12 protein-coding genes are annotated in these 11,684 nt (G+C 71.9%); 7 read left to right on the top strand and 5 right to left on the bottom strand.

Features of this window, described 5'->3' with window-relative positions; all coding sequences use genetic code 11:
• The first annotated feature begins 236 nt into the window (after positions 1 to 236).
• The 6 genes from ACQP1K_RS14185 (at position 237) to ACQP1K_RS14210 (ending at position 5,146) form a co-directional block, all read left to right on the top strand.
• The gene (locus tag ACQP1K_RS14185; RefSeq protein ID WP_433501362.1) at positions 237 to 1,265 is read left to right on the top strand and encodes an ROK family protein; all 1,029 of its coding nucleotides are present in this window, start codon (positions 237 to 239) and stop codon (positions 1,263 to 1,265) included.
• Between the two features lie 220 nt (positions 1,266 to 1,485).
• Positions 1,486 to 2,034: a hypothetical protein gene (locus tag ACQP1K_RS14190; protein WP_433501363.1), complete on the top strand. Its 549-nt coding sequence runs from the start codon at positions 1,486 to 1,488 to the stop codon at positions 2,032 to 2,034.
• Positions 2,035 to 2,275: 241 nt separating this feature from the next.
• Positions 2,276 to 2,401, top strand: a complete 126-nt coding sequence (locus tag ACQP1K_RS14195) for a hypothetical protein (RefSeq protein WP_433501364.1) — start codon at positions 2,276 to 2,278, stop codon at positions 2,399 to 2,401.
• Between the two features lie 279 nt (positions 2,402 to 2,680).
• Complete coding sequence (locus ACQP1K_RS14200) at positions 2,681 to 3,097, top strand: SPW repeat protein (RefSeq protein ID WP_433501365.1); 417 nt, start codon at positions 2,681 to 2,683, stop codon at positions 3,095 to 3,097.
• 203 nt (positions 3,098 to 3,300) lie between these two features.
• Entirely contained in the window at positions 3,301 to 4,275 is a 975-nt protein-coding gene (locus tag ACQP1K_RS14205; protein ID WP_433501366.1) for a glutathione S-transferase family protein, read from the top strand.
• A 97-nt stretch (positions 4,276 to 4,372) separates the two neighbouring features.
• On the top strand, positions 4,373 to 5,146 hold the full coding sequence (locus ACQP1K_RS14210; protein WP_433501367.1) for a dioxygenase family protein: 774 nt from the start codon (positions 4,373 to 4,375) through the stop codon (positions 5,144 to 5,146).
• Positions 5,147 to 5,438: 292 nt separating this feature from the next.
• On the opposite strand, the gene ACQP1K_RS14215 is transcribed toward ACQP1K_RS14210, so the two are convergent.
• Both ACQP1K_RS14215 and murQ read right to left on the bottom strand, forming a co-directional pair.
• Positions 5,439 to 6,470, bottom strand: a complete 1,032-nt coding sequence (locus ACQP1K_RS14215; protein ID WP_433501368.1) for a serine hydrolase domain-containing protein — start codon at positions 6,468 to 6,470, stop codon at positions 5,439 to 5,441.
• Positions 6,463 to 7,401, bottom strand: coding sequence for an N-acetylmuramic acid 6-phosphate etherase (murQ, locus tag ACQP1K_RS14220; RefSeq protein ID WP_433501369.1), 939 nt, complete (start codon positions 7,399 to 7,401; stop codon positions 6,463 to 6,465). The genes ACQP1K_RS14215 and murQ overlap by 8 nt, the downstream gene beginning before the upstream one ends.
• A 58-nt stretch (positions 7,402 to 7,459) precedes the next feature.
• On the opposite strand from murQ, the gene ACQP1K_RS14225 reads away from it, so the two are divergent.
• The gene (locus tag ACQP1K_RS14225) at positions 7,460 to 8,605 is read left to right on the top strand and encodes an exo-beta-N-acetylmuramidase NamZ family protein (protein ID WP_433501370.1); all 1,146 of its coding nucleotides are present in this window, start codon (positions 7,460 to 7,462) and stop codon (positions 8,603 to 8,605) included.
• Between the two features lie 18 nt (positions 8,606 to 8,623).
• Here ACQP1K_RS14225 and ACQP1K_RS14230 read toward each other — a convergent pair whose 3' ends face one another.
• From ACQP1K_RS14230 to ACQP1K_RS14240, 3 genes are read right to left on the bottom strand one after another with little or no spacing between them, the layout of a single operon-like run.
• Positions 8,624 to 9,520 carry a GNAT family N-acetyltransferase gene (locus ACQP1K_RS14230; protein ID WP_433501371.1) on the bottom strand — a complete coding sequence of 299 codons (897 nt, stop codon included), beginning with the start codon at positions 9,518 to 9,520 and terminating at the stop codon, positions 8,624 to 8,626.
• Entirely contained in the window at positions 9,517 to 10,632 is a 1,116-nt protein-coding gene (locus ACQP1K_RS14235) for an ABC transporter ATP-binding protein (protein ID WP_433501372.1), read from the bottom strand. The genes ACQP1K_RS14230 and ACQP1K_RS14235 overlap by 4 nt, the downstream gene beginning before the upstream one ends.
• Complete coding sequence (locus ACQP1K_RS14240; RefSeq protein ID WP_433501373.1) at positions 10,629 to 11,684, bottom strand: ABC transporter ATP-binding protein; 1,056 nt, start codon at positions 11,682 to 11,684, stop codon at positions 10,629 to 10,631. Before ACQP1K_RS14240 ends, ACQP1K_RS14235 begins: the two co-directional genes overlap by 4 nt.

The following is an 11,684-nucleotide window of genomic DNA, read 5'->3' on the forward strand; positions in this document are numbered from 1 at the left end:
GCAGCTCAGACGGTGTCGCCGGACGCCGCGCATACGGGCGGGGCGGGGCGCGCGAGCTGAACGTTTCACCTTTCGCCGGGCTCGGATCATTGTCAGAAGTTCTCCGGCACATGGCCGGGATCCCGGCGTCCCGCAGGGTGGCCGCCCCCCTTGGCTCCACCCGCCGAAACCGCGCCGCCCGGGGGAAACTCTCGTAGTCTTCGCTCTGGACATGCCGGGCGTAAGGAAGGAGTCCCATGGCCGGCTCAGCGTCCTGGGTCGTCGTCGGCCTCGACAACGGAGGCACCAGCAACAACGCCACGGTCCTCGACGCCTCGGGCGCCTTCCTGGTGGACCGGCTGGTCGAGACGCCCAGCCTGGTGCGGGAGGGGCCCGAGGTGGCGGTCGACCGGCTCCGCCACGCCTTCGACAACGTGCTGGAGCTCACCGGCGTCGCGAGGTCGCTGGTACGCGCGGTCGGCCTGGACTCCCCCGGCCCGGCCGGCGCCGACGGAGTGATCTCCACGAAGGGCGCGACCAACTTCGTCGACCCCGGGTGGTACGGCTTCGACTTCCGCGGCGCACTGGAGGAACGGCTCGGCCTGCCCGTCGTCTACAACAACGACGGCAACGCCGCCGCCCTGTACGCCCATCACGTCCATTTCGGCGCCGACGCCTCACGGCACTCGTCGGTGGCCGCGATCGTCGGCACCGGTCTCGGCGGCGGCGTCATCGAGTCCGGGCGAGTGGTGAAGGGCGCCGCCGGAATGGCCGGCGAGTTCGGTCACGTCCACATCCCGATGCACGGCCTGCTTGCGGAGGGGCAGCCGGTCCCCGTCTGCAACTGCGGTTTCAGCGGCGACGCGGAGAGCGTGGCCTCGCTGACGGGCATCGAGAGGAACCTGCTGCCGTACTGGCTCACCCGGTTCCCCGAGCACGAGCTCGCCCGGGTCGAGCCCATCGGCAAGGCGGCCAAGCTGCTGCGCGGGTACGGCGAGAACGGCGACCCGCTCGCGCTCGGCATCTTCGAGCAGCAGGCGATGGCCATCGGCCGGCTGTTCACGATCGCGGCCAACTTCACCGACCCGGGGGCGTACTTCCTGGGCGGCGGCGTCGTGGAGGCCGCGCCGCACTTCCGGGAGTGGTTCCTCGGCAAGGTCGGCGAGCACACCCTGCTGCGGGACGAGCAGCGTCAGGTGGCCGCGGTGAGGCTGGTGGAGGATCTCGACATGGCGGGGGCGCGCGGCGCGGCCCTGGCCGCGTACGCCGAGACCGCCGCCCGCTGACCGGGGACGCGCCGGGCCGCGTACGGGCCGTGTGATCTCGGCTCCCCCGCCCGTGGAGGCCGGGGCGAAACGGTACCTGCAAAAGTGGGCAAACAACCGTTATCGCCACGAGCAACCCAAGCGGCGGCGGTGGAGGATAGAAAGGTCATTTTGCGTCTGTGGGCCGCCCGGGTCGGTCACCCCGACCCGCCATGGAGCCTTGGCATACGGGGGAGGAAGCATGACCGTGACCCAGACGACGACCAGCGGTACATCGGCCGCGACCGCGACTCCTGCGGCGACGGAGGAGGCGGGCCGTCAGTTCAATGTGAACCTGCCATTCGTGCGCATCCAGGTGCGTCCCCCGGATCTGCGCCTTCCGCACATCGAACTGCCGCATGTGAGCCGCCACGACGTGGGCCAGGCCGTCGGCATCGCGCGGACGTTCCTCCCGCCGCCGGAGCGGCTCGCTTACTATGGGGGGCTCGGCGCGCTGGCGGTGTTCGGTCTGATCGATTGGCCGGTGGCCGCGGCGATCGGCGCCGGGACGATGATCGCGCAGCGGACCCGCGCACAGGAGCAGCGGTGGTCTCCGCTGCGCGCGCCACGGCAGGAGACCCCGGCGCCGCCCGGCGCCGCGGCACCGGGCGCCACCCCGGCCCCTGCGGGCGAGAAGACCGTCCGGGAGGCCGCCACACGGGCCGCCCAGCGGGCTTCGGCGAAGGCCGAACCCAAGACCACGGGCAAGCCGGCGACCACGTCGGGTCGCGCCAAGAGCACCGACAGGTGACGTAACAGACGGACCAGAGGGGCCGGACGGACCGATCCGGCCCTCCGGCCGCCTACACGCTCACCGGGACTTCGTACGGGTGGACGGGAAGGCCCTCCCCCATCGTCCGGAGACGATGATCCAAGATCGATCTCCAGCACGTTATGCACTGTTCACCGTACGGTAACCTCACCTACGCCCGCATGCGAGGTTTCTGCGTCATGCTCCCATTACACGCAGCTTCGTCCTAATAAGGTGCCTCATGTCCGACTTCATCGCCGCCATCCTCGCCAAGGCGGCCCTCATGCTCCTGGAAGCGCTGATCATGCGACTCGTCCAGGCTTTCGTGACGTCAAGCCTCCGGGTCGACTTCGCCCGGGCGGCCTGAGCCCGTCTCCCCCGACCATGCAGCCCCGCCCCGGGGGCGCCCACCGCACACGGGAACATCCCCGACACCCCTCCGCCGTCCGGCATCCCCCGCCGCGCCGGAAGGATCTCGACGCCGGCGGCCATCGCGTGAGGGAGGTCACTCTCCGCTCCCCAATCGGAAACCCTCAAATCGGGCAGGAGGGGATGAGTCAGGCGTAGCCTGGCCTTAGATCCGCATCTCGGAGGGACGGTGTGCACGATGCCGCATAGCGCCGATATCAGAACACACCCCGACATCATGGCACTGCGGGCCCGTTACGAGGCCGCGGCCGCGAACCCCGCGGCGCAGCTGACCGACGGTCTCACGCTGTTGAGCGGCCTGTATCTCGCGCTCTCACCATGGATCGTCGGATTCCAGAACCGCCCGATCGCCGTCAACAACCTGGTCACGGGCCTCGTGATCGCGATGCTCGCGCTCGCCTACAGCTCGGCGTTCGACCGCACCCACGGCATCTCCTGGCTCGCACCCGTGATCGGGCTGTGGACCATCATCGCCCCCTGGGTCGTCCGGGGCGGGGCGAACACGGCGGGGACGATCGCGAACAACGTCGTCACCGGTGTGATCATCCTGGCGCTCGGCCTGGCGACCATACGCTTCGGCATGATGGGAAGCGCCCGGACCGCGGAGGTCCACGCACCCGCCGCCGAACACTGAACGGCCGCGGACGCGGCCGCAGGAGCGGCTCGTGATGCGGGCCGAGGCGGAAGACGCCGGGTCGCTCGCCGTCGCGGAGGATGCGGTCGGCCGCCGTCTCAAACGGGTGCCCGGTGCGACGAGCCGGTCGTGAGCCCGGCAGCGGGATGATGCCTGACGGTTCGGCGGGTTAACCTCGACATCCCGAGGAGAGGACGCCTCCGATGACGCCGACAGCCCCCGTCGCGAGCCCAGTGGACTTCGCCGCCCACGGCGACTACACGGTCAAGGCCGCCACCCGTCCCGACGGCTCCTTCGTCCGCCCGCTCTACCGCTTCCAGGGCCGGATCAGCGGGAGCGGCTTCCCCGCCGAGCCCGGGCGCTACCACCTCTACGTGTCGCTCGCCTGCCCGTGGGCGCACCGATCGGTGATCGCACGGTCGCTCCTGGGGCTGGAGGACGTCGTGACCATGTCCGTCGTCGATCCCGTCCGGGACGGCCGCGGCTGGGCCTTCCGCCACGGGCCGGGGCACGGCCCCGACGAGGTCAACGGCTTCCGGCTGCTCCGGGAGGCGTACGAGGCGACCGAGCCGGGGTACGACGGCCACGTGTCGGTGCCCGTGCTGTGGGACCGTGTGACCGGCCGGATCGTCAGCAACAACTTCCCCGACATCAGCATCGACCTGGCCACCCGGTTCGGCGCCTGGGCGAAGCCCGGTGTCGATCTCTATCCGGCGGCGCTGCGCGGCGAGATCGACGCGCTGAACGAGCGCGTCTACACGACCGTCAACAACGGGGTGTACCGGTGCGGCTTCGCCGAGAGCCAGGAGGCGTACGGCACGGCCGTGACGGCGCTGTTCGACACGCTCGACGAACTCGAACAGCGCCTGGCGAGCCGCCGATACCTGTTAGGCGACCGCATCACCGAGGCGGACGTGCGGCTGTGGGTGACGCTCGCCCGTTTCGACGCGGTCTACTTCGGCCATTTCAAGGCCAACCTCCGCCGCCTGACCGACTATCCGAACCTGTGGGGTTACGCGCGCGACCTCTACCGGATCCCGGCCTTCGGCGGCACGACGGACTTCGACCACATCAAGCGCCACTACTACGGCACCCACCCGCGGATCAACCCGTCGCGGATCGTCCCGGCCGGACCCCTGATCGACTGGACCGCCCCGCACGGCCGGGACACCCTGTAAGGCTCCCGGCCCGGGGAATAGTCCAGCATTCAACTGTGCTGCAACGGGTGGCGATCCCCCAACGACTGCTCGACGGTTCACTGCGAGAGGACCCGGAATGGCGAGAATGCCCACCCTGTACCTCAGTCACGGAGCGCCGCCGCTGGCGGACGACGCCCTGTGGAAACGGCAGCTCGCCAACTGGTCGGCCGAGCTGCCCCGGCCCGAGTCGATCCTGATGGTCTCGGCGCACTGGGAGGACGCCCCGCTCACGTTGGGCGCGACCCGGACCGTCCCGCTCGTGTACGACTTCTGGGGCTTTCCGGACAAGTATTTCCAGGTCCGCTACCCGGCGCCGGGATCCCCCGGGCTCGCCGAGGAGGTGCGCCGGCTGCTCGGCTCGTCCGGACATCCGACTCACGACGACCCCGAGCGCGGCCTCGACCACGGTGCGTACGTGCCGCTCGTCGAGATGTACCCGGCGGCGGACATCCCCGTCCTACAGGTCTCCATGCCCACGCTCGACTCCCGCGAACTGTTCCGGCTCGGCCGTGACCTGGCGCCGCTGAGGGACCAGGGCGTACTGATCATCGGCAGCGGGTTCACCACCCACAACCTGAAGCTGGCCGACTACACCAACTCCAAGCCGGTGCCCTCCTGGTCGATGGAGTTCGACGACTGGATCGACCGGGCCATCGCCGCGCGGGACGTCGACGCCGTCCTCGACTTCCTGGACAAGGCCCCGGCAGCCCGGATCGCCCACCCCCGTACCGAGCACTTCGCCCCGCTCTTCGTCTCCCTCGGCGCCGCCGTCGACGACCTGGCCGATCAGCGCGCGGTCATCGACGGTTTCTGGTACGGCCTGGCCAAGCGGTCCTTCCAGTTCAACTGACCAACCTCCCGTGATCTTGCAGTTTCTCGCGAGTCCTCCTCCTGACCTGCGCGAATCCCATCGGTGATCTTGCAGATACTTGCACACGGGCCGCTGACCTGCACCTACGTGTTGGTGATCTTGCAGTCGCGAGTACAAGATCACGAATAGTGTTTTCGCTGCTCAAAGCATATGTCTGCGAGAAACTGCAAGATCACGAACATGAAATGCCTGGTCAAGACCCGACATGCGAGTATTCGCAAGATCACGGGTCTGGTTTGGGGGGGTGTTGATCACGGAGTCCGGAGGCGGCTTAGGCGAGCCGGAGGGCCGCGTCGGCCACGGCCGTGCGCAGCTCCCGGATGCCGGGCCGTCCCCGCACCGGGTGGACGTTGTTGGTGAGCAGCACGACCGTGAGGCGGCGTCCGGGATCGACGACCAGCGACGTCCCGGTGAAACCGGAGTGGCCGAACGCCTCGGTCAGCGGGCCGACGATCGCCGGGTCGCCGATCCGCACGGCGAGCCCCTGCCGATAGACCGCGCCGGCCACCCCCTGGTCGCGGACCATCTCGGCGGCCAGGTCAGGGCGCACGGCTCCGGCCCCGCCGGTACGCAGCGCCTCACCGAACCGCAGCAGGTCTCCGGCCGTGGAGAACAGCCCGGCGTGCCCGGTGACGCCGCCGAGCGCGTGCGCGGTCTCGTCGTGCACCTCCCCCCTGACGCAACCGCTCCCCCGGTCGGCCTTGTACTCGGTTGCGACGGTCCTGGGCAGCAGCGAAGGGCCGGGGCGGTAGAGGGTGCCGGCGAGACCGAGCGGGCCGGTGATCCGCTCCCGGACGAGGAGGTCGAGCGGCGCTCCGCCGGCGATCTCGGCGACCCGGCCGGCTGTGATCAGGCCGACGTCGGAGTAGAGGTGCGTTCCCGGCGGCCGCTCGGCGGGGGTGGACAGCACCAGCTCCCAGCGGAGCTCGGCGGGCTCGCGCTCCACCCGGCGGCTCGCCGGCAGGCCCGAGGTGTGGGTGAGCAGGTGCCGGAGTGTGATCTCCGGGCGCTCGCCGTAGTGCCTCGGCAGCCAGGTGGCGACCGGTTCGTCCAGGTCCACCCGTCCCTCCGCCACCAGGGACAGCAGCACCAGCGCGGTGAACGGCTTGGTGTTCGAGGCGATGTCGAAGACGGAGCCGAGCGTGACCGGCGGCCGGTCCGCCGCCACCCGCTCGGAGGCGTCGGCGTAGCGGACCGCCTCGCCGACGGCGCAGGCCGCCACCGTCCGGCCGTCGACGGCGATCGTCGCGACGGCGGCCGACGCGACCGCGGGCACGGCGGCCCGCAGGATCCGCTCAAGCATCGCCGCGCGCACCCGGGGCCGCGCCGGCCAGCGCGGGGGCCAGCCGGTCGCCGTACGCCGCGAGCAGCGCCCGCGCGTCGTCGGCGGCCAGGCCTCGCTTGATCATCACCACCGCGGTCTTCACGTCGCGCCCGGCGTCCTCCAGGACCTCGCGGGCGGCGGGGACAGCCGCTCCGGTGATGTCCGCGACCATGCGCGCGGCCCGGTCGACGAGCTTGGAGTTGCTCGCCACCACGTCGACCATGTAGTTCCCGTACGTCCTGCCGGACCTGATCATCGTGATCGTGGAGATCATGTTGAGGACCAGCTTCTGGGCGGTGCCGGCCTTGAGCCGGGTCGATCCGGCGACCACCTCGGGCCCGACGATCACCTCGATGGGATGCTCGGCCGCGCCGGCCAGCGGGGTCGCGGCGTTGCAGGCCAGGCCCACGGTCAGCGCACCGGCGCGGCGTGCCTCACGCACCGCGGCCACGACGTAGGGCGCACGCCCGCTCGCCGAGATCCCGACGACGGAATCACCCGGGCCGATGCCCTTCCGCCCGATCACGGCGGCGCCCGCGGCCGCGTCGTCCTCGGCTCCCTCGACGGCGTGCAGCAGCGCGGCCTCGCCGCCCGCGATGACGCCCTGCACCAGCTCGGGATCGGTGCCGAAGGTCGGCGGGCACTCCGAGGCGTCGAGCACCGCGATCCGCCCCGAGGTCCCGGCGCCCACGTAGAACAGGCGGCCGCCGCGCATCATGCGCTCGGCGATGCCGTCGATCGCCGCGGAGATCGCCGGTACGGCACGGCCGACCGCCGCCGGCACGGTGGCGTCGGCCGCGTTCATGAGACGGGCGATGTCCTGCGTCGGCAGCGTGTCGATCCCGCTGTAGCGGGGATCGCTCTGTTCTGTGGCGAGAGCGGCGAGTGACTCCGCGGTGGAATTCGTCATGGATTTCGGCATCGGTTCCGTCATGATGATGGCCTCGGATTCGGAGAGCTCTGTCCAGATGACTGGCGTTCGTACCGGCCTGGAGCGACTGGTCGCAGGCCGTGCCCGTGGTGAGCGGGCCCTCAGCGGGCGGATCGGGCTCGTCACCAACCCCACCGGAGTCCTGCCCGATCTGACCCCGTCCGCACCGGCGCTGCTGCGCGCGGGTTTCCGGGTGACCGCGCTGTTCAGTCCGGAGCACGGGCTGCGCGGCACCGGCCAGGCGGGCTCCGGCGAGAGCGGGGACGACGGCGCGGCCCGCGCGGCGGCCGACCCCGCCACCGGCCTGCCCGTGTTCGACACCTATCAGCGGGCCGGCGCGGCCCTCGACGAGCTGGTGGCGTCGGCCGGGGTGGACGTCCTCGTGTTCGACACGGGCGATGTGGGCGCCCGTTTCTACACCTACGTGTGGACGATGCACGACCTCATGGGCGCGGCGGCCCGCCTCGGGCTGCCCTTCGCCGTGCTCGACCGGCCCAACCCCATCGGCGGGGCGGTGTGCGAGGGCCCGCCGCTCGACCCCGCCTTCGCGAGCTTCGTCGGACGCGCCCCGCTGCCCATCCGGCACGGCCTCACCGCCGGGGAGATCGCCCGGTTCGTCGACCGCGAGATCGGCGCCGAGCCGACGGTGGTCCCCCTGCACGGCTGGCGGCGCGAGTGGTACTTCGACGAGACCGGGCTGCCGTGGGTGATGCCCTCGGTGAACATGCCGACCCTGGACACCGCGCTGGTATACCCGGGGACGGGCCTGTTCGAGGGGACGAACGTCTCCGAGGGCCGCGGCACGACCCGGCCGTTCGAGCTGATCGGCGCGCCGTACCTGGACGGACGCTTCGCCGAGGCGCTCGACGCGCTCGGCCTGCCCGGCGTGCGGTTCCGCGACACGTGGTTCGCCCCGGTCTTCGGCAAGCACGCGGGGTCGCCCGTGCGCGGCGTCCAGCTGCACGTCACCGACCGTACGGCGTTTCGGCCCGTGTTCACGGCCGTGTCCATGCTGCACGTGCTGCGCACGCTCCATCCGGACGATTTCACCTGCGAGCCGTTCCTGGACCTGCTGTGGGGTTCCGGCTCCCTGCGCCTGGCGCTGACCTCCGGACGGGACCCACGCGATCTGTGCGGTCCCCCCGGCAGGCCGGGCGATCACGCCGAGCTGATGTACGCGTAGCTCCACGGCTCATCACCGTCAGCCGAGCGGGCGGCGGTAGAGCCAGAAGACCCGCTCGACCCGCGCGGCCACCGCCCGCGAGTAGAAGCGGATCGGGCCCACCCAGCCGATCTGCGCGCTGCGCTGCCCGGCCGCCGCCTGATCGGCCAGGCACCGGCGCAGCAGCACCCGGCCGACGCCGAGCCCGCGTGCCGCCTCGGCCGTGCCCATCGGGCCGAACCACATGGGCCTGCTGCCCCACGCGGCGAACCCCAGGATCTCCCCGTCCCGCTCGGCGTAGTGGCAGCCGGCCGCCTGCTCGGCCTCCCAGGCCCACGCGTCGTTCCACTGCCGCCGCACGAAGCCGGCGACCGCCGCCCGCCGCCCCACCGGAGCAGAACGTACGGCGACGCCGGCCGCGGCCAGCCGGGCCAGGTCGGCCGCGTCCTCCGCCTCCGCGTGGACCGGCAGCTCGGCGGTCATGTTCCAGGCGATCCGGTAGCGCTCGTAGCCGAGGCTCTCGGCGAGACAGGCCGCCGGGGTGTAGCGCACGTCGATGCCCGGCCAGCCGTAGCACGGCGGGTTCCCGGCGAAGCGCGCCTCAGTCGCGCCCTGCCCCCGCAGCCACTCCTCCGCGGCTGTCATGAGCGCGCGGCCGACGCCCCGGCCCTGCGCGCCCGGGTGTACGGCCAGCAGGTCCACATGACCGGCCGTGCCGCCTCCGTCGGCGGCGTCGCCGATCGAGGCGAGCACCACGCCGTCCAGGTCCGGGGTGGCCAGGGCGGTCCACCGGCGTCCCCCGGGCGGGTCGGCGAGCCGCCGCACGACCAGCGGCGCCTCGTCGGCGTCCGCCCACAGCGCGGCCGCCGCGGTCTCGGCCACGCCGGCGGCGTCCGGCCGCACCGGATCGATCCTCACCGGGCTCCGGCCGCTCATCCGCGCGCTCCCGCGTCCGCTCCCGTGTCCGCTCCCGTACCGGATCCGGTCCCGGATTCCGGGTCCGTTCCGGTGTCGGCCTCCGTGCCCCCGCCCGGCTCCGCGCGGGTCACCGCGTCCACCGGGATCACGCTGCGGATCCGGGGGTGGAGGCAGGCGTGCTCCTGGAGGGTCGTGCCGTCGTGGCTCAGTTCCGGCCGCCGCTCGACGCACAGCCGGGTGGCGAACGGGCAGCGGGGGGCGAACAGGCAGCCCTCGTCGCCGCCGTCCGGGTCGAGCGCCTCCGTCGGCACGACCCGCTCCGCCCCGGGCAGCTCCAGCCCGTGCAGGACCGGGGTGGCCGACAGCAGCGACTGGGTGTACGGATGCACCGGCCGGTTGATGATCGTCTCGGTCGGCCCGCGCTCGACGACCCGGCCCCGGTAGAGCACGTACAGATCGCTGTCGTCTCCGATGTAGCGCGCGGTGGCGATGTCGTGGGTGATGAACAGCACGCCCACGCCGAGCCGTACGCGCAGGTCCTTGAGCAGTGCGAGGATGCCGAGGCGCAGCGACACGTCGATCATCGACACGGCCTCGTCGGCGACGAGCACCTCGGGGTCCATCGTCAGCGCCCGGGCGATCACCACGCGCTGGCGCATGCCGCCCGACAGCTGGTGCGGATATCTCGGCAGGACGTAACCGGGGTCGATGCCGACCAGGGAGAGCAGCTCCGACGCCCGCGCGTCCACCCACGATCTCGGCCGGCCGGTCTGCTTGGCGCGCAGCGCCAGCGGCGCCTCCAGCGTCTGGTGGACGGTCCTGGTGGGGTTGAGCGCCGAGTAGGGGTCCTGGTGGATGAGCTGGATCCGGCGGAAGTACGGCTGCCGCCGCCGATGGCCGAGCCCGGACATGGGCACGCCGTCGATGACGATCTCACCGGCGTCGTAGGTCTCCAGCCCGGCGATGATCCGGCCGAGCGTGGTCTTGCCGCAGCCGGACTCCCCGATGAACGACACCGCTCCGCCCGCCTCCACGGCGAAGTCCACCCCGCGAAGCGCCCGCACCTCGCGCGCGCCGAGCACGCTCCCGCGCTGCTTGAAGGTCTTGGTGATGCCGGTTCCGGTGATCAAGCGTACTCCTTACGACGGGCGGTCGTGAGCCGCCGGTCGGCGTCCTCCGCCGCGGCGTGGCAGGCGACCGTCCTGCCGTCGCGGGTCAGCGCGGCGGGCTCGACGGTGTCGCAGACGTCCATCCTCCGGTCGCAGCGCTCGCGGAACACGCACCCGGCGGCCGGGAGTGTTCCGAGCGTGGGGGGCCGCCCCGGCAGCGCCCGCGCCTCGCCGATGTCCCCCGACAGGCGCGGGATCGCCCGGATCAGGCCCCGGGTGTACGGGTGCTCGGGGCCGCCGAGCACCTCCTTGACCGGGCCGTGCTCGACCACACGCCCGCCGTACATCACGGCGAGGTCGTCGGCGACCTCGGCGACGGCGCCGACGTCGTGGGTGATGACGAGCGTGGTGAGCCCCCGCTCGTCGTGGACCTCGCGGACGATGCGCAGGATCGTCGCCTGCGTGATCATATCGAGGGCAGTGGTCGGCTCGTCGAGCACGACGACCTTGGCGTTGAGCACGAGCGCGAGCATGATGCCGACGCGCTGGCGCATGCCGCCCGACAGCTCGTGCTGGTAGGAGTCGAGCACGCGGGCGCCGTCCATTCCCATGCGGGCCAGCAGGTCCTTGGCGTCGCGCACGAGCGCGCGCAGGTCCGCCACACCGTGGGAGCGGCCGAGGTCGAGCAGCTGCTTGCCGATCGTCTTCAGCGGGTTGAGCGAGTTCTGCGCGGCCTGGAAGACGTACCCGACATGCCGGCCGCGGGCCCGCCGCAGCTTCTCGCCGCCGAGCTCGACCACGTCGCCGAGGCCGTCGATCTCGACGCTGCCCGCCGCGATCCTGCCCGGCGGCTGCACGGCGTTGAGCAGGCACAGTGCGAGCGTCGACTTGCCCGAGCCCGACTCGCCGACCACACCGGTGATCGTGCCGGGCGCGAGGGTGAGATCGACGTTCGAGACGGCGGGCAGCTCGCCCATCGGGGTCTTGTAGACGACGGTGAGCCCGCGCACGCGCACGCCCGGCGCCGAGGCCGGGGGCCCGTGGGAGTCCTGTGCGGCCGGATTGGGGGACAT

Source organism: Sphaerimonospora sp. CA-214678 (assembly GCF_050942215.1).
GTDB lineage: Bacteria > Actinomycetota > Actinomycetes > Streptosporangiales > Streptosporangiaceae > Sphaerimonospora.

Coding starts and splice junctions, on each gene's coding strand:
- ACQP1K_RS14185 (WP_433501362.1), top strand. CDS start 237: ATGGCCGGCTCAGCGTCCTGGGTCGTCGTCGGCCTCGACAACGGAGGC.
- ACQP1K_RS14190 (WP_433501363.1), top strand. CDS start 1,486: ATGACCGTGACCCAGACGACGACCAGCGGTACATCGGCCGCGACCGCG.
- ACQP1K_RS14195 (WP_433501364.1), top strand. CDS start 2,276: ATGTCCGACTTCATCGCCGCCATCCTCGCCAAGGCGGCCCTCATGCTC.
- ACQP1K_RS14200 (WP_433501365.1), top strand. CDS start 2,681: ATGGCACTGCGGGCCCGTTACGAGGCCGCGGCCGCGAACCCCGCGGCG.
- ACQP1K_RS14205 (WP_433501366.1), top strand. CDS start 3,301: ATGACGCCGACAGCCCCCGTCGCGAGCCCAGTGGACTTCGCCGCCCAC.
- ACQP1K_RS14210 (WP_433501367.1), top strand. CDS start 4,373: ATGGCGAGAATGCCCACCCTGTACCTCAGTCACGGAGCGCCGCCGCTG.
- ACQP1K_RS14215 (WP_433501368.1), bottom strand. CDS start 6,470: ATGCTTGAGCGGATCCTGCGGGCCGCCGTGCCCGCGGTCGCGTCGGCC.
- murQ (WP_433501369.1), bottom strand. CDS start 7,401: ATGACGAATTCCACCGCGGAGTCACTCGCCGCTCTCGCCACAGAACAG.
- ACQP1K_RS14225 (WP_433501370.1), top strand. CDS start 7,460: ATGACTGGCGTTCGTACCGGCCTGGAGCGACTGGTCGCAGGCCGTGCC.
- ACQP1K_RS14230 (WP_433501371.1), bottom strand. CDS start 9,520: ATGAGCGGCCGGAGCCCGGTGAGGATCGATCCGGTGCGGCCGGACGCC.
- ACQP1K_RS14240 (WP_433501373.1), bottom strand. CDS start 11,684: ATGTCCCCCAATCCGGCCGCACAGGACTCCCACGGGCCCCCGGCCTCG.